The following is a 16015-nucleotide window of genomic DNA, read 5'->3' as shown; positions in this document are numbered from 1 at the left end:
CCGCCGAACGAGCCCCGCCCCACACCACGCCACCGCGTCCGGACAGCCGACCGCCGGGGCTTGCCGGGTGTGGCTCCGATCACCTACCGTCGAGTAAAGATGAATCCGATTCGCGTACTCGGGAGCGGCGCATGAGGTCGACCGTCACGTCCGTGCTCGCCTGCCTGGCGGGCGTGCTGGTGCTCTCCGGGCTGCCCGCCGCGCAGGCCACGGCCGAGCCGTACCTCGTCGGGCGCGGCATCTCCGACGTCACCGGGCCCGCCGCCGAGAACGGCATGATGGGCTACTCCAAGTTCGACCAGAAGACCACCGGCATCCACCAGCGCCAACGCTCCCGCGCCTACGTCGTGGTCGACCGGTCGTCCAACAAACGCGTCGTCTACGTCAACGCCGACCTCGCCATGATCTTCCGCGCGGTCCAGGAGAACGTGCTGGCCAAGCTCCAAGCCCGCTACGGCACCCTCTACACGCGCGAGAACGTCCTGCTCTCCGCCACCCACACCCACGCCGGCCCCGGCGGCTACTCGCACAACCTCGCCTACAACCTCTCCATCCTCGGCATGCAGCCCCAGACCCTGGCCGCCGTCACCGACGGCATCGTGGAGTCCGTGGTCGAGGCGCACGAAGACCTCAAGCCGGGGTCGCTGTCCCTGGGCACCGGCGAGTTGACCGACGCCAGCGTCAACCGCTCGCGGGTCGCGTTCGAGCGCAACCCCGACAAGGGGCACTTCCCGAACGCCATCGACCCGGCGATGACCGTCCTGCGGCTGCGCCAGGGCGGCGCCGACGTCGGCGCGATCTCGTGGTTCGCGACCCACAACACGTCCATGACCAACGCCAACACGCTGATCAGCCCGGACAACAAGGGTTACGCGGCCTACCAGTGGGAGCACGACGACGCCGGCGTCCGCTACCTCGACGACCGCCCCGGTTTCGTCGCCGCGTTCCCCAACACCAACGCCGGCGACATGTCACCCAACCTCAACCTGCGCCCCGGCTCCGGACCGACCGAGGACGAGGTGGAGAACACCCGCATCATCGGCGAACGCCAGAACCGCGCCGCGCAACGCGTCTACTCCGGCCCGCAGACCCCGGTGACCGGCGGCGTGGACTACCGGATGCGCTTCGTGGACATGGGCGCGGTCACCGTCGAGGGCCGCTACACCACCGACGGCCGCACCGGCCGGACGTGCTCCGGCGTGGTCGGCGCGTCCACCATCGCCGGCAGCACCGAGGACGGCCCGGCCATCCCCGGCTTCACCGAAGGCATGCAGAGCCCCATCAAGGCCCTGCTCGAACCGCTGAACGTCGAAGTGCCGCAGTGGCTCAAGGACTGCCAGTACCCCAAGGCGTCGCTCGTGCCGACCGGTCTGGTGCAGGCCACGCCGGACGTCCTGCCGTTGCAGATCGTCAAGATCGGCCAACTGCACCTGGTGGCCGTGCCCGGCGAGGTGACCATCGTGGCCGGCCTGCGCATCCGCCGGTCGGTGGCGGCGGAACTGGGCGTTCCCCTGGAGCACGTCCTGATCCAGGGCTACGCCAACGACTACAGCCAGTACGTCACCACGCCCGAGGAGTACGACCTCCAGCAGTACGAAGGCGGATCGACCCTGTTCGGCCGCAACACGACCCCCGCGTACCAGCAGGAGTTCGGCAAGCTGGCGGCGTCCCTGCGCTCCGGCACGGCCCTGACGCCCGGCCCGACCCCCGGCAAGCCGCCGTTCACCGACCTGAACCTGCAAACCGGCGTGGTCTTCGACGACAAGGCCCCCTGGCACACCTTCGGCCAGGTCCTGACCGAACCCGCCCCCGCCCACACCCGCGGCCAGACCGCCACGGCGGTGTTCGTCACCGGCCACCCGAAGAACAACCTGCGCCGCAACGGCACCTTCCTGGAGGTGCAACGCCTGGTCGACGGCGCGTGGACCAGGGTGGCGGACGACGGCGACTGGACCACCCGCTACCGCTGGCAACGCCACGGAATCGCGAACTCGGAAGCGACCATCACCTGGACCATCCCGGCCGACACCCCACCCGGCACCTACCGCCTGGTCCACCACGGCGACTGGAAGAGCGGCTGGACCGGCGCGATCACCCCGTTCACCGGCGCCACCCGCCCCTTCACCGTGAGCTGACCGCATCGGCCGACGTGGACCCGCCGGTCGAGGACGTCCGGGAGTTCTGCGCGGCCCTGGTCGGGTGATCGGGGTGCGGCCCGGCGGTGACGCGCGCCGCCGGGCCGCACCTGCTGGACGCCGGCCCCTCCGCTAGACGCTGATCTTGCCCGCGCCCGCCCCGGCCGTCACGATCGACTTCACCTCCACCGCGTTGTCCACCGCGTACGAGTACGGGATCGCCGCCACCGACCCCGCCGACTGCGGCGTGCCGGAGCCGACGAAGTGGTTGTCGCGCTGCACGAGCGTGCCCGCCGGCGAACCGGCGTACCCGACCAGCGTCGGCTCGTCCACGTTCTCGAAGTAGTTGCCCTCCACCAGGACACCGCCGTCGCAAGTGGACGCGACGCCGTACTCGTTGTCCCGGTAGTAGTTGTTGAACACGTGCACGGGGTTGCCGAACCGCACCCGCGGGTGGCGCGTGCCCGACCCGTCGAAGTGGTTGTGGTGGTAGGTCACCCGCAGGTGCCCGCGGTCCTGGGAACCGTTGTCGTCGCTGTGGCCCAGCAGCATCGTCTTGCCGTGGTTGAACGTCCGGTTCCACGACACCGTGATGTAGTCCGAGGCCCGCTTGATGTCCACGGCCCCGTCGTAGCCGTTGCTGAACGTGTTGTGGTCGATCCACACGTTCGTCGACGCCGACTCGACGTTGATCGCGTCATCGTTCCACCCGGTGAAGGTCAGGTTCCGGATGATGACGTTCATCGACCCGCTCAACGTCAGGCCGCACCCGCTGATCGTCGCCCCGGACGCGCCGAGGATGGTCTTGTTCGACCCCACCCGGATCATGCCCGAGCACGAGAACGACCCGGTCACCCGGATCACCGACGCGCCCGTGCCCGCGGCGGCGGTGGCCAGGCCGGACGCCGAGTTCACCGACACGGCCGCCGCCGACCCGCCGCCGGTCGTGCCGCCGTTCTGCGTGGCCCAGCCGACCAGGCCCGTGGGCGCGGGGTTGTTCGGCGTCGTGGTCGCGGTCGTGGTGGTGGTGGTCGTGGTGGTGCCGCCGGTGCACGACACGCCGTTGAGGGTGAACGACGTCGGGGCCGGGTTGCTGCCGGTCCACGTGCCGTTGAACCCGAGCGCCGCGGTCGCGCCGGTCGCCAGGGACGCGTTCCACGACGCGTTGGTGACCGTCACCGTGCTCCCGGACTGGCCGAACGTCCCGTTCCACCCCTGGTCGACCCGCTGCCCGGCGGTGAAGTCCCACTTCAGCGCCCAGCCGTCGAGCCGGTCGCCGAGGTTGGTCACCACGACCTCCGCGCCGAACCCGCCCTGCCACTGGTTGGTGACCTTGTAGTCCACGCGGCACCCGGTCGCCGCCCCGGCACTGGCGCCCCCCACGAGCACCAGCGCCGCCGGCAGCACCGCCGCCGCGACCCCGGCGACTATTCGCACGACCCGACGGGAACGGTTTTCCTCATGTGAACTCACGCACGCCTCCTTGCGAGCAGAAAATCTTGAGTTCATGCAGGTGAACAGCCTGGGAGCGCTCCCGGACCCGCACGCTAACGCAACCTTTTCGCCGGTCGCAAGCCCCACTTCCGGCACCCTCGGAGTTCACATCGCTGAACCGCTTAACAAATCATGGGAACCGTCCGCCGCGCCTCGCCGCCCGGCCATCCGCCGTCGCGCCGGGACCCGACCGTGCCGGAGGCGGGCACGCGATCACCGTCGGGAGTCATCCGCCTACTTTCGTAGGTGTTTGCCGGCGGTTTGGCCGGGTTACCGTTGCGCCGGTCCGGTGAAAGCGCCGGCCCGATCGCCGCAGGAATGCCTCCGCGTCATTCCGAGGTGATTTCCACGTATTTCCAGTGCCAGTTTTGTCGAACCCTGCGATGAAAGCTGACAAAATGAAGATCCGCACTCTCGGCGCCCTCGTGGGCGTCGCGGTCGGGGCTGCCCTGCTGACCCCCACCGCCTCCGCAGCGCCGGACTACGACCCGGCGATGCTCTCCGCCCTGGCCGCCGAACTGGGCACCTCGCCCGCGCAGGCCGCCGACCGCCTCGACCGGGAGAAGGCCCAGGCCGGCACGCTGGCCGACCTGCGCGACCGCGGCGTCTCCGTGGACGGCGCGTACTTCGACCGCTCGGGCAAGCTCGTGGTCAACACCACCGACGCCGCCGCCGTCACCAAGGCGGGCCTGGCCGCCCGCACCGGTGTGCGCGGCGAGAAGGCGCTGGACGCCCTCACCGCCCGCGTCGAGCAGGCCATCGGCTCCGACATCGCCCAGGTGCAGGCCTTCGGGCCGGACCTGGTGGCCGACCGGGTCGTCGTGACCGTCGAGCCGGACGCCACGTCCGCGCTGGTCGCGAAGCTGTCCCGGATCGACGGCGTCGCCGTCGAGCGGGGCGCCGCGCGGCTGGCCCCGCAGGCCGACGTCGTCCCGGGCCGGATCATGGACCTGGTCCCCGGCACGAACTGCTCGCTGGGCTTCAACGGCACCCGCAACGGCCAGAAGGTGCTGCTGACCGCCGGTCACTGCGTCGAGGGCAACCCCGACATCTACGACGCCAACGGCAACCACATCGGCAAGGGCATCGCCACCCGGTTCCCGTCCTACGACATGGGCCTGATGTCGGTGGACGCCGAGGACACCCAGCGCGCCTACGTCGACACCCGCAAGGGCACCACGGTCGCCGTGCGCGGCATGTCCAAGGCCCCGGTGGGCACCTCGCTGTGCAAGGCGGGCAACACCACCGGGTGGACCTGCGGCACGATCTCCGGCTACAACTACACGGTCCGCTACTCGGGTGAGAGCACGTCCACCCGCGGCCTGGCCCGGTCCACGGTGTGCACCGAGGGCGGCGACAGCGGCGGCGCGTACATCGCCGGCAACACCGCCCAGGGCATGACCTCCGGCGGCCCGGCCGACGGCCACGACTGCGGCTGGAACCAGGGTTCCGGCGCGACCGGCTCCTACTCCTACTACCAGCCGGTGGTGGACGCCGCGAACTACTACGGCGTCACCCTGCTGACCTCCTGATAGAAGTCGGGGATGCGGTGGCACGAGGGCGTGCCACCGCATTCTCATCTGCGCCTCTCGCCCCAGGCGCGCAACGCGCGGAGAACCCGCAGGCCCACCGTCGGAGCCAACGCGCCCAGCCGCGCCATCCCCGCCCGGTGCGCCGGGACCGCCCGCACCAGCCGCCGGCCGCCGAGCATCGCGACCGCCCGGTCGGCGACCTCGTCGGGCGGGAGCAGGCCGCCGCCGGAGAACAGGATCGCGGAGTCGGCGTCGTCGCGGACCCGGTCGACCATCGCGGTGTCGGCGGCGTCCGGGCACAGCGTGTGGACGCGGATCGGCACGCCCGCCAGGTCGAGATCGCCCTGGAGGCTGGTGGAGAAGTTCAGCACGGCCGCCTTGGTCGCCGCGTAGAGCGCCAGGCCCGGGACCGGCCCGTAGGCCGACATCGAGGCGATGTTCAGGATGCGCCCGCCGCTCGCGCGCATGGTCTCCACGGCCACCCGCGACCCGTTGACCACGCCGAGCAGGTTGACCTCGACGACCCGGCGGACCACGTCGTCGTCCTGCTCCCACACGGGCCCGGTGGCCAGCACACCGGCGTTGTTCACCCACACCGCGACCCGCCCGAGCCCCGCGGCGACCCCGGCGACGGCCCGGTGCGCGGCGGGGTCCCGCACGTCGGCCACCACACCCCGCGCCCCGAACCGCGACAGGACGTCCTCGACCACCGGATCCACATCGGTCCCCACGACCACGTACCCGCGCTCGGCCAACCGCCGCGCGATCCCGAGCCCGAACCCGCGCGCCGCTCCGGTCACCACCGCCACATCGCCCATAGCGGGAGATGCAACCACGTCGGGGTGGCGCAGGCGATCAGGCGAACGTGGCGCGGACGACCGCGCCGACCTCCGGACCGGCCGACGCCACCAGGTCACCCGCGGGCGACCACACCGCCGAACGACCCGCCGCCGAGGTGAAGCCCTCGCCGGTCGAGCCGGCGAAGCTCGCCACCGCCACCCACAGGCCGTGCTCGACGGCGATCGCGCGGGCCCGGTCCCACTGGGCGTCGGCGAGGGTGTCGGGCTTGAGGGTGCCGGCGACGTAGGCGTCCACGCCGGCGGCGGCGGTGTCGGTGGCGTGCTGTTCGGTCATGGTGTCCTTGCACACGGCCAGGCCCAGGCGCCGGCCGTCGACGGTGAGCACGCCCGGGGTGGTGCCGGGCCGGAACCGGCGCGCTTCCTGATCGCCCAGCCACATCTTGCGGTAGGCGACGGACGCGCCCGTGCCGTCGACCGCCAGCACCGCGATGTGCGGGCCGTCCACCGGTGCGCCGGCCAGGGCGATCGACCCGGTCTGCGCGCACGCCGTGACCAGCGGTTCCAGGCGCGGGTCGGCGGGGTCGAGGGTCGGCGCGTCGAGGTGGTAGCCGGTCAGGGACAGCTCGGGGAAGACGACCACCCGGGCGCCGGCCGCGCGGACGACCTCGGCGTGGGCCCGCGCGTTGGCCGCTACGTCGTAGGGGTGGCTCGGCGGCTGGGCCACGGCGATCGCGAGGGGTTGCACGGGTGCGCAGCCTATCCGGCAAACGCGCATGTGGGAGCGCTGCCCGTGGGTACACTGCGCGCTTTGCCCGAGCGGGAGAAGGGGTGTGCGGTGGGCGCACCGGTGAGCATCCGGGACGTGGCGACGCGGGCGCGGGTGTCGGTGGGCACCGTGTCCAACGTGCTCAACCGGCCCGACCTGGTCGCGCCGGCGACCCGCGAACGCGTCCTGGGCGCGATCAACGAACTCGGGTTCGTCCGCAACGACGCCGCCCGCCAGCTGCGCTCGGGCACACCCCGCGCCATCGGCCTGGTCGTCCTGGACGTGGGCAACCCGTTCTTCACCGACGTCGCCCGGGGCGTCGAGGACACCGCCAGCGACGCGGGCCACGCGGTCATCCTGTGCAACAGCGACGACTCCGCCCAGCGCGAGGCCCGGCACGTGGAGCTGCTGGCCGAGCAGCGCGTGCACGGCGTGCTGATCACCCCCGTGGACACCGACGCCCCGGTCCGGCGACTGCGCTCGCGAGGCCTTTCGGTCGTGCTGCTGGACCACCCGACCGACAACCCGGACCTGTGCTCGGTGGCCGTGGACGACCGCGCCGGCGGGCGGTTGGCGCTGACGCACCTGATCACCGAGGGCTACCGGCGGATCGTGATGGTGAACGGGCCGGAGAACCTGCACCAGGCGCGGCAGCGGTGGGCGGGCGCGGCCGAGGCCGCGCGGGTGGCCGGGCGGGAGCTGGAGGAGGTGCGCGTGCCGGCGCTGAACGTGGCGGCCGGGCAGCGGGTGGCGCGGGCGTTGCTGGAGCGGGACGTGCGACCGGACGCCGTGTTCTGCGCCAACGACCTGGTGGCGTTGGGGTTGCTCCAGGTGCTGGTGCGGGAGGGGGTGCGGGTGCCGGCCGACATGGCGGTGGTGGGGTACGACGACATCGACTTCGCGGCTGCGGCGGCCGTGCCGTTGACGTCGGTGCGGCAGCCACGGGAGTTGATCGGGCGGACGGCGGCGTCGTTGGTGATCGAGGAGACGATGGCTCCGGGGGAGCACACGCACCGGCACGTCCAGTTCCGGCCCGAGCTGGTGGTCCGCGAGTCCAGCCGCCGCGGCCGTCCCACCTGAGCTTCCGCCCGACCCGACCGCCGACCCGACCGCCGACCCTCCAAGCCGCCCTGAAGCGCCGGTTGTCCATCCGGCCGGCTCGCGGCAGATCGCCACCACCGTGGACCTCGGCAAGTACGAGTTCGCCTTCCCCTCCTCCTCCCCGGCCGCGCAGAAGATCCAGCGCGACACGCGGTCGACGGCCACCGCGCCGAGGCCGTGCGGACGATGGCCGCGACCGTGGAGTCGCTGTCGCGGGAGATCCGCCGCGCCGAGGAGCACCTGCGGCGCTCGCACGAGGGGGACCGATGAGGAAGGCACTGGCGTTCCTGCTGGTGGCGGGGCTGCTGACGGCGTGCACCGACGACCCGGCCGACCCCGGGCAGCCGGTCGGCCCGGCCGAACCGGGCACGCTGCGCGTCCTGGCGGGCAGCGAGCTGGCCGACATGCGGCCCGTGCTGGAGGAGGCGGCCAAGGCCACCGGGGTGAGCGTGGAGTTCAGCTTCACCGGCACCGCGGGCGTGTCGTGGAGCCTGGGCGCGGCCGACGGGGGACACCTGGACCGGGCGGTGGCGGCGGGCGTGGTGGACTACGGCCTGATGAACGGCCTGCTCACCGGTCGAGCAGGGTGACGAACGCGGCCAGGTCGTAGCGCCGCTCGCCGAGGGTGACGGCGCCGGTCGCGGCGTCCAGCACGACCGGCCGCCCGTCACCGTCCACACCGACCACGAGCCCACCGCCCACAGTGGACGTCTCGTCCGGCCGGAAGACCGTCAGGAACGTGCCGTCGGCCAGGAACCCGGCCCGCAACCACGACTCGCCCGCCAGGTGTTCGCGCCACGCGGCGGGCAGGTCGGGGCCGTCCACCCCGGCCCGGAACTCGGCGTCGCGGACGATCGGTCCGACGATGTGGGCGTTGAACTCGTCCAGGTCCTCGGCGGGCACCCAGTGCTCCAGCACGTCCCGACCGCCCGCCTGCTGCACGGGGTAGCGGGCCAGGAACGCGGCGTCCACGTCGAACCGGGTCACGTACCCGACCCCTTCGGCGGGCACGTTCCACTCGCGCGCGATCTTCACCGCGTACCAGCGGTTGGCCACCGGGTAGAAGATCGGCTGGTCGGGCAGGCGCGGCGGCCAGGCGCGCCACCCGGAGGCGGCCACGAGGTCCAGCTCGGCCTGCCCGGTCGGCCGCCACAGGGTCACGGTGTCGGTCACCCGCGGCAGCGTAGGTCACCGCGGTCAGGTGGCGGGAGCGGATTCCTCCGGGGCCACCACCGTGGTCGCGGGCCGCAGGAACTTCCCGCGCCGCCGCACCGGTTCGACGGCTTCCGGGCCGCCGGTCGGCAGCCGGTACGGTTCGGCGGCGTCGAGGTCCACCCGGTAGCCCAGGTCGATCAGCGAGGCGGCGGTCAGGCGGCTGATCGGGTTGCCGACCCCGCCGATCGCGCTGGACATCAGCTCGTTGCGGAACACCGACTCGCGCCAGTGGCTGTCCCGGCTGCCGTCGCCGCCCTCGTTCTCCACCGGCACCGTCTCGAACTCGCCGTCGCCCTGCAACGCCTCGTACTCGACCATCGCCACGCGCCCGGTGTAGCGGGGGTCCGGCGAACCGGGGCCGGCCACGAGCCCTTCCCAGAGCGTGCCGATGCCCAGCACGTGCCCCATCTCGTGGGTGATGACGTCCACCAGCGTGCCCTCGCCCTCCATCTGCGCGAGGTCGGCGGAGTCGAACCGCATCACCCCGCGACACGGCGGCCCACCCACCCGGACGTGCGTCGGCCCGGCTTCGCCGAGCACGTTCCCGACGCCGTCGATCGCGGTCCCCTCGGCGAGGATCAGCACGTCGTCGATCCGCTCGCCGTCGAGGGTGACGTCGGGGAGGTCCCCGACGATGATCCGCGCCCACCGGTCGGCGGCCCGCTTGAACGCCGCCTTCTGCGTCTCGCTCAAGCCGCCGACGAACTTCACCGTGATGGTGAACGGCGAGGTCGTCTCGGCGACTTCCAGCGCGCGTCCGGCGTCGGCACGCGCTTCGTAGACTTCGTACTCGGCCATGATCCCGTCCCCAATCGGCCGCGGGTCGTGTGCCTGTTCTGTCGTCCGCGACCGCAAGGCGTAACGGAGGTTCACCCGTTCGGACTACGGAGATACGTCAGAACGGCGAGGACGCGGCGGTTGGTGTCGTCGTCCGGCGGGAGGTGGAGCTTGGCCAGGATGTTGCCCACGTGCTTGCCCACGGCCGCCTCGCTGACGACCAACCGGCGGGCGATGGCGGTGTTCGACAGGCCTTCCGCGAGCAGGGACAGGACTTCGCGTTCGCGGGGCGAGAGGCGGTCCAGGGGGTCTCGGCGGCGGGACAGGAGCCGGCGCACGACCTCCGGGTCCACGGCCGTGCCGCCGGAGGCCACGCGGTGCAGGGTGGCCGCGAAGTCCTCCACGTCGACCACCCGGTCCTTGAGCAGGTAGCCGACGCCGCCGCCCGCGTCGAGCAGGTCGGCGGCCAGGCCCCGGTCCACGTACTGGCTCAGCGCCACCACCGGCAGGCCCGGGTGGTCGCGGCGCAACGCCACGGCCGCGCGCAGGCCCTCGTCGCTGAACCCCGGCGGCATCCGCACGTCGGTCAGCACCAGGTCGGGCCGGTGCCGGGCGACGGCCGCGAGCAGCGCGTCGGCGTCCCCGACGGCGGCGACCACGTCCAGGCCGAACCGCGCCAGCAGGCCCGCCAACCCCTCGCGCAGCAGCACGCCGTCCTCGGCCAGGACTACGCGGACCACGGCAGCTCCACCCGCACCACCGTGGGCCCGCCGGCCGGGCTGGACAGCGCCATCCGCCCGTCGAGCACCGCGACCCGGTCGGCCAGGCCGGTCAGCCCGGTCCCGTCCGCCGGGTCGGCCCCGCCGCGCCCGTCGTCGCGCACCTCCACCACCAGCACCCGGTCCAGGGTGGACGCGGTGACCGACGCCGACGACGCGCCGCTGTGCCGGGCGACGTTGGTCAGCGCCTCGGCGACCACGAAGTACGCGGTGGACTCGACGTGCGGCGGCAGCCGGGGCAGGTCGGCGCGGACGTCCACCGGCACCGGTCCCCGGTCGGCGAGGTCCTCCAGCGCCGCCGCCAACCCCCGGTCGGCCAGCACCTTCGGGTGGATGCCGCGCACGAGTTCCCGCAGCTCGGCCATCAGCCGCTTCGCCTCCTCGTGCGCCCGCGTGACGTGCTCGTGCGCGGGGGAGTCGGCGGGCACGTCCAGCCGCGCCAGGCCCAGCCGCAGCGTCAACCCGACCAACTTCTCCTGCGCACCGTCGTGCAGGTCGCGCTCGATGCGCCGCCGCTCGGCGTCGAACCCGTCCACCAGCCGCGCCCGCGACCGCGCCACCTCCACCAGCCGCTCGTCGTCGTGCAGCAACGCCCGCGTGACGGCGGCGTGCGCGGCGGCGACCAGCGACCACACGTAGGGCACCACCGGCAGCACCGCCAACCCGATCGCCGCATACCCGAACGACTCGGCGACCGAGTCCGTCACCACGAACCCCAACGCCACCGGACCGTCCTCGCCCATCACCAACAACGGTCCGGCCAGCAGCACGAACGGCGAAGCCGCGACCAGGAACGCCGGCACGTACACCAGCGGCCCCAACGTCAGCAGCAGCACGGCGTAGGCGACCTCCCGCCACGTCGCCGCGTCCCGGTACCCGGTGGGCCGGTGGTGCGGCACGAGCCGCGGGTCGAGCAGCCGCAACCGCCGCCGCTCCAGCCGCGCGAGCGGACGCGCCACCCACGGCAGCCCCGCGCCCACCACCGCCAACCCGACCACCGCGAACGCCACCCGCGCACCGACCGACTGCGTGGGCGACAACGCCAGGAACCCCGGCAGGCTCAACAGCCCGACCGGCACCGCGACGACGGCGGCCACGACCGGCGTGCCCGCCACGAACGCCAACGCCCGCCACGGCCACCGGGTGAGCGGGAAGTCCCGCCGCCGCAACGCTTTCCAGAAGATCACCCGGGCGACGCTAGTGCAGGCGGGGCGCGCTGTCGGTGGGTTCGCGCGTAGTCCCGGGGTAGGCCTGGCCATACCCCCGCGACGCCGTCCAGGGGTAGTGATCGACCGGCCGGTGCCGGGGTTGGCTGACCGGCATGACGATCACCGCGACCCGGACCCGAGGCGTCCGGGTGTTCCTCCTGCTGACCTTCGCCTTCTCCTGGGCGGGCATGATCGGCGCGGCCGTGCTCGGGTACTCGCTGGTCAGCCCGTGGGTGCAGCTGCCGTTCGCGTTCACGCCGGCGATCGCGGCGCTGGTGGTGCGGCTGCGCGGGGAGGGGTTCGCCGACGCCGGCCTGGCGTTGCGGTTGCGGCAGGCGTGGCGGCACTACCTGCTGGCGTGGCTGGCGCCGTTCGCGATGGTGGCGGTGGCGGCGGGGGTCGCCGTGGCGTTCGGGCTGGGTCTCGCCCCGCCGGACTGGTCGTCGGTCGTGGTGCTGCTGGTCGCGGTGCCGCTGTTGACGCCGGTGTACTGGGGCGAGGAGTTCGGGTGGACCAGCTACCTGCGGCTGCGGCTGTTCCCGGGCCGGCCGACGGCGGCGACGCTCGCGACCGGGTTGATCTGGGCGGTGTGGCACTACCCGTTGGCGTTCACCGACTACATCCGGTTCGACAACGTCCTGATCGGACTGTCGGTGTGGACGGTGTCGTTCCTGTGCCAGGAGGTGGTGCTGAGCTGGTTGCGCCTGGCCAGCGGCACGGTGTGGACGGCGAGCCTGGCCCACGCGGGCAACAACATGGTGCTGTCGCTGCTGGTCGGGGCGCTGCTGCCGGGGGTGGAGGCGACCGTGGTGACGGTGGTGCTGAGCGTGCCGGTCGCGGTGGTGGCGGGGTGGCTGCTGGTCACCGGTCGGACGGGTGGGCGGTGACCAGGAGGAGCGCGTCGAGCAGGCGGTGCCAGTCGCGTTCGGCGGGTTCGCGGCCGGTCAGGCGGCCCAGGCGGGCGAGGACGTCGAGCAGGGCGGCGGCGAGTTCGTCCTCGGGTGCGCCGGTGTGGTGGGCGAGTGTCGCCACGTCCTGCCGGAACCGCGTGCCGCGTCCCAGCCGGACCAGGCTCGCGGGCAGTTCGGGTGGGGCGGGGGAGGGGCCGAGGTCGACGTTGAGCGTCGTGCCGAGGGCTTCGGCGAGGCGGCGCAACGCGTCGACGGTCGGGTTGCCCCGGTCGTTCTCCAGGTTCGCCACGTACGGGACGGACAACCCGGCGTCCGCCGCCACCGCCGCGACCGTGCGCCCACTGGCCGCGCGCAACGCCCGCAGCCGTGCTCCGAGACCCATCGCCACCTCATCTTGACAGAACACTTCACCCGCTGGCTATCTTGTGAGGATAGCGCAGAGGGGGCTGCCGGTGTTCGTGGCGTTGCGGGTGCGGGACTTCCGGCTGCTGTGGGCGGGCCGGGCCGTGGGTGCGCTGGGGACGTGGCTGCTGGTGGTGGCCGTGCCCCTGCACGTCCTGCACCTGACCGGCTCGCCCACCGCCGCCGGCTTGACCCTGGCCGCCGAGTTCCTGCCGCCGGTGGTCCTGGGTGCGGCGGCCGGGGCCGTGGTGGACCGGTGGGACCGGCGGGCGGTGCTGGTGGCGGCGGACGTGCTGCGGGCGGCGGCGGTGGCGCTGTTGTTGCTGGTGCGCGAGGCGGACGACGTGTGGCTGGTGTACGTGGCGCTGGTGCTGGAGGGCGTCGGCACGGCGGTGTTCCGCCCGGCCGTGCAGGCCCACGTGCCGGCGATCGTGGGCACCGGCCCGCTGCTGTCGGCGGCGAACTCCCTCACCACCGCGACCGACGGCACGATCCGCCTGGTCGGCGCGCCCTTGGGGGGTGTGTTGCTGGGCGTGGCGGGCTGGGAGGCGCTGGTGGCCCTGGACGTGCTGAGCTACCTGCTCTCCGCCCTCGCCATCAGCCGCACTGTCGTACCCCGCCGGGACAATGGACCCCAGGGGCGCTCAGAGCCGACTGTCGTACCCGTGCGGGACAATGAGTCCCGGGGGCGCTCAAGCCCGACTGTCGTACCTCCGTGGGACAATGAGCCCCAGGGGCGCCCAAGCCCGACTGTCGTACCTTCGTGCGAGAATGAGCCCCAGGGGCGCTCAGGCTTGAATGTCGTACCCCCGTGGGAGAATGGAGACGGGGGCCGGAGGCCGCACCCCAGGCGCTGGCGCGACCTGCTCGCGGGCGCGCGGTTCCTGCGCCGCGATCGGACGGCCGGCGCGTTGTTCCTGGTCACCGTGCTCTTCCTGGGCGCGAACGCCGCCCTCACCGCGCTGCTCGTCCCGCACACCGCCACCGCGCTCGGCGGCCCCACCGAGACCGGCCTGGTGCTGTCCGGTCTCGGCGTCGGCTTCCTGCTCGGCGCACCCGCGACCCACCGCCTCCGCCGCCGGCCGGCCCCGCTGCTCGGCGGCGCGCTCACCGGCACTGCGGCGGGCTGCGCGCTGCTGTTCGCCGCACCCACCGTGCCGACCGCTCTCGGCGCGGCGGTGGTGGTGGGCGCGTTCGGGTCGGCCGCGCTCACCACCACCCAGACCCTCCTGCAACGCCTCACCCCGAACGCCGTCCTCGGCCGGGTCGGCGCGGCGGTGTTCACCGGTGAGGCGGTGGCGACGTTCGCGGGCGCGCTGGCCGGAGCGGCTGCCGCCGGCAACACCCCCGCCGCCGTGGCCGGGGCCTGCGCCACCACCCTCGGGGCCGCAGCGGTAGCGCTGAAAGCGTTGCCACGCGAAGAGGTCCCGGTGGACGACCACCGGGACCCCGTCACGCGCTAGGCCTGCTTCGACCACCAGGCGCGACCGGCCTCGCCCAACGTCGAGATCGGGTCGTAGTACGGGTACCGGCGGTCGAGGGCGTCCGGGTCCTCCAGCTCGATGCCGGTGCGGTAGTTCTTGGTCCAGTACGAGATGCCCAGCTCGCGGTCGTACTCGGCGACCTGGTGCACCCACCGCTTGCCCACGTACGGCACGTCGCACACGATGCGCGGCGTCGCGTAGCCGGGCAGGTAGCCCATGATCGCGTGCTGCAACTCCTGCGCCTCCCACACCGCCACGCGCCAGTGCTCGGCGTTGGGGATCATGTCGCACATGTAGAAGTAGTACGGCAGGATGTTCGCCTCGCCCTGCAACGCGAAGCACAGGTCGAGCAGGTCGTCCGGCGTCGCGTTGACGCCCTTCATCAGTACGCCCTGGTTGCGCACGTCCCGCACGCCGACGTCCAGCGCCGTCCGCGCCGCCTCCGCGACCAGCGGGGTCACCGACTGCGCGTGGTTGACGTGGGTGTGGATCGCCAGGTTCACGCCGCGGCGGTGGGCGGTGCGGGCCACGCGCTCCATGCCCTCCACGACGCGCGGCTGGAGCCAGTGCTGCGGCAGCCCGGCGAGCGCCTTGGTGGCCAGCCGGACGTCGCGCACGGTCTCGATGTCCAGCAGCCGCATCAGGAACGACTCCAGCTGCGGCCACGGCACGTTCGCCACGTCGCCGCCGGAGACCACCACGTCCCGCACGCCCGGCGTGCGCTTCAGGTAGTCGATCATCTGGTCCTGCCGGTCCACCGGCTTGAGCAGCAGCTTGTGCTTCTGCACCTGCGGGGTGGAGTTGCCGACCAGGTCCATGCGCGTGCAGTGCCCGCAGTACTGGGGGCACGTGGAGACCAGCTCGGCCAGCACCTTGGTCGGGTAGCGGTGGGTCAGGCCCTCGACCACCCACATCTCCGCCTCGTGCAGCGAGTCCCGCGACGAGTGGGGGTGGCTCGGCCAGTGCGGGTCGCGGTCGGAGCGGACCGGGATCATGTACCGGCGCACCGGGTCGGCGAAGAACGCGTCGGTGAAGTCCGCGGGCGCGGCGTCGGGCGCCATGGTGTTGAGCATCTGCGGCGGCACCAGCATGGACATCGTGGCGAGGTCGGCCTGGTCGGCGGCCAACTCGTCGTAGAACCGCTCGTCGAGCAGGTCACCCATCACGGTGCGCAGCTGCTTGACGTTCTTCACGCAGTTCACCCGCTGCCACTGGGCGTCCCGCCACTGGGCGTCGGTGACCTGCCGCCAGCCGGGGAACCGCCGCCAGTCGGGCTCGATCAGCTCGCGACGGACGTAGGTGTACGGCTGGAGGTCGGGTCGCGGCACCGCGGGCACGACGTCGTGTAGCGCAGTCATCCATGCTCCCTACCCGTTGAGTGGCGTAAAGATATGCTGCCAGAGGGGCCGTT

Annotated in this window: 15 protein-coding genes; 6 read left to right on the top strand and 9 right to left on the bottom strand. The window is 72.8% G+C overall.

Going from position 1 to position 16015, the window contains the following annotated elements; all coding sequences use genetic code 11:
* The first annotated feature begins 131 nt into the window (after positions 1–131).
* Positions 132–2135: a neutral/alkaline ceramidase gene (locus ABD126_RS10635; protein ID WP_343933559.1), complete on the top strand. Its 2004-nt coding sequence runs from the start codon at positions 132–134 to the stop codon at positions 2133–2135.
* Positions 2136–2267: 132 nt separating this feature from the next.
* Here the strand turns inward: ABD126_RS10635 and ABD126_RS10630 are convergent, their stop codons facing one another.
* Positions 2268–3572, bottom strand: a complete 1305-nt coding sequence (locus ABD126_RS10630; RefSeq protein ID WP_343933557.1) for a pectate lyase family protein — start codon at positions 3570–3572, stop codon at positions 2268–2270.
* Between the two features lie 455 nt (positions 3573–4027).
* Here ABD126_RS10630 and ABD126_RS10625 point away from each other — a divergent pair, with 455 nt between their 5' ends.
* On the top strand, positions 4028–5161 hold the full coding sequence (locus ABD126_RS10625) for a trypsin-like serine protease (RefSeq protein ID WP_343933556.1): 1134 nt from the start codon (positions 4028–4030) through the stop codon (positions 5159–5161).
* Between the two features lie 44 nt (positions 5162–5205).
* Here ABD126_RS10625 and ABD126_RS10620 read toward each other — a convergent pair whose 3' ends face one another.
* Together ABD126_RS10620 and ABD126_RS10615 are read right to left on the bottom strand one after the other, a co-directional pair.
* Entirely contained in the window at positions 5206–5979 is a 774-nt protein-coding gene (locus tag ABD126_RS10620) for an SDR family NAD(P)-dependent oxidoreductase (protein WP_343933555.1), read from the bottom strand.
* Between the two features lie 37 nt (positions 5980–6016).
* Positions 6017–6706 (bottom strand): carbon-nitrogen hydrolase family protein, encoded by a 690-nt coding sequence (locus ABD126_RS10615; RefSeq protein ID WP_343933554.1) that lies wholly within the window; start codon positions 6704–6706, stop codon positions 6017–6019.
* Positions 6707–6769: 63 nt separating this feature from the next.
* On the opposite strand from ABD126_RS10615, the gene ABD126_RS10610 reads away from it, so the two are divergent.
* Positions 6770–7807, top strand: a complete 1038-nt coding sequence (locus tag ABD126_RS10610) for a LacI family DNA-binding transcriptional regulator (RefSeq protein WP_425542778.1) — start codon at positions 6770–6772, stop codon at positions 7805–7807.
* 287 nt (positions 7808–8094) lie between these two features.
* Positions 8095–8418 (top strand): hypothetical protein, encoded by a 324-nt coding sequence (locus ABD126_RS10600; protein ID WP_343933553.1) that lies wholly within the window; start codon positions 8095–8097, stop codon positions 8416–8418.
* Here the strand turns inward: ABD126_RS10600 and ABD126_RS10595 are convergent.
* The 4 genes from ABD126_RS10595 to ABD126_RS10580 form a co-directional block, all read right to left on the bottom strand.
* Positions 8399–9001, bottom strand: a complete 603-nt coding sequence (locus ABD126_RS10595; protein ID WP_343933552.1) for a hypothetical protein — start codon at positions 8999–9001, stop codon at positions 8399–8401. The two genes, ABD126_RS10600 and ABD126_RS10595, sit on opposite strands and share 20 nt — an antisense overlap.
* Positions 9002–9025: 24 nt before the next feature.
* Positions 9026–9841 carry a leishmanolysin-related zinc metalloendopeptidase gene (locus tag ABD126_RS10590; RefSeq protein ID WP_343933551.1) on the bottom strand — a complete coding sequence of 272 codons (816 nt, stop codon included), beginning with the start codon at positions 9839–9841 and terminating at the stop codon, positions 9026–9028.
* Positions 9842–9912: 71 nt separating this feature from the next.
* On the bottom strand, positions 9913–10560 hold the full coding sequence (locus tag ABD126_RS10585) for a response regulator (protein WP_343933550.1): 648 nt from the start codon (positions 10558–10560) through the stop codon (positions 9913–9915).
* The gene (locus ABD126_RS10580) at positions 10548–11786 is read right to left on the bottom strand and encodes a sensor histidine kinase (protein WP_343933549.1); all 1239 of its coding nucleotides are present in this window, start codon (positions 11784–11786) and stop codon (positions 10548–10550) included. Before ABD126_RS10580 ends, ABD126_RS10585 begins: the two co-directional genes overlap by 13 nt.
* Before the next feature lie 134 nt (positions 11787–11920).
* On the opposite strand from ABD126_RS10580, the gene ABD126_RS10575 reads away from it, so the two are divergent.
* Positions 11921–12694 carry a CPBP family glutamic-type intramembrane protease gene (locus tag ABD126_RS10575; protein ID WP_343933548.1) on the top strand — a complete coding sequence of 258 codons (774 nt, stop codon included), beginning with the start codon at positions 11921–11923 and terminating at the stop codon, positions 12692–12694.
* On the opposite strand, the gene ABD126_RS10570 is transcribed toward ABD126_RS10575, so the two are convergent.
* On the bottom strand, positions 12669–13100 hold the full coding sequence (locus tag ABD126_RS10570) for a helix-turn-helix domain-containing protein (RefSeq protein WP_343933547.1): 432 nt from the start codon (positions 13098–13100) through the stop codon (positions 12669–12671). The two genes, ABD126_RS10575 and ABD126_RS10570, sit on opposite strands and share 26 nt — an antisense overlap.
* Positions 13101–13170: 70 nt before the next feature.
* Between ABD126_RS10570 and ABD126_RS10565 the strand changes: the two genes are divergently transcribed.
* Complete coding sequence (locus ABD126_RS10565) at positions 13171–14583, top strand: MFS transporter (protein WP_343933546.1); 1413 nt, start codon at positions 13171–13173, stop codon at positions 14581–14583.
* On the opposite strand, the gene ABD126_RS10560 is transcribed toward ABD126_RS10565, so the two are convergent.
* Positions 14580–15962, bottom strand: coding sequence for a KamA family radical SAM protein (locus tag ABD126_RS10560; RefSeq protein WP_343933545.1), 1383 nt, complete (start codon positions 15960–15962; stop codon positions 14580–14582). The genes ABD126_RS10565 and ABD126_RS10560 overlap by 4 nt on opposite strands.
* Positions 15963–16015 lie beyond the last annotated feature (53 nt).

The sequence above is a fragment of the Saccharothrix mutabilis subsp. mutabilis genome, assembly GCF_039521145.1.
Classification (GTDB): Bacteria; Actinomycetota; Actinomycetes; order Mycobacteriales; family Pseudonocardiaceae; genus Actinosynnema; species Actinosynnema mutabilis.
Note: the sequence above shows the minus strand (reverse complement) of the source record. Positions and strands in the feature narration are given on the sequence as shown.

Coding starts and splice junctions, on each gene's coding strand:
- ABD126_RS10635 (WP_343933559.1), top strand. CDS start 132: ATGAGGTCGACCGTCACGTCCGTGCTCGCCTGCCTGGCGGGCGTGCTG.
- ABD126_RS10625 (WP_343933556.1), top strand. CDS start 4,028: ATGAAGATCCGCACTCTCGGCGCCCTCGTGGGCGTCGCGGTCGGGGCT.
- ABD126_RS10620 (WP_343933555.1), bottom strand. CDS start 5,979: ATGGGCGATGTGGCGGTGGTGACCGGAGCGGCGCGCGGGTTCGGGCTC.
- ABD126_RS10600 (WP_343933553.1), top strand. CDS start 8,095: ATGAGGAAGGCACTGGCGTTCCTGCTGGTGGCGGGGCTGCTGACGGCG.
- ABD126_RS10590 (WP_343933551.1), bottom strand. CDS start 9,841: ATGGCCGAGTACGAAGTCTACGAAGCGCGTGCCGACGCCGGACGCGCG.
- ABD126_RS10575 (WP_343933548.1), top strand. CDS start 11,921: ATGACGATCACCGCGACCCGGACCCGAGGCGTCCGGGTGTTCCTCCTG.
- ABD126_RS10570 (WP_343933547.1), bottom strand. CDS start 13,100: ATGGGTCTCGGAGCACGGCTGCGGGCGTTGCGCGCGGCCAGTGGGCGC.
- ABD126_RS10560 (WP_343933545.1), bottom strand. CDS start 15,962: ATGACTGCGCTACACGACGTCGTGCCCGCGGTGCCGCGACCCGACCTC.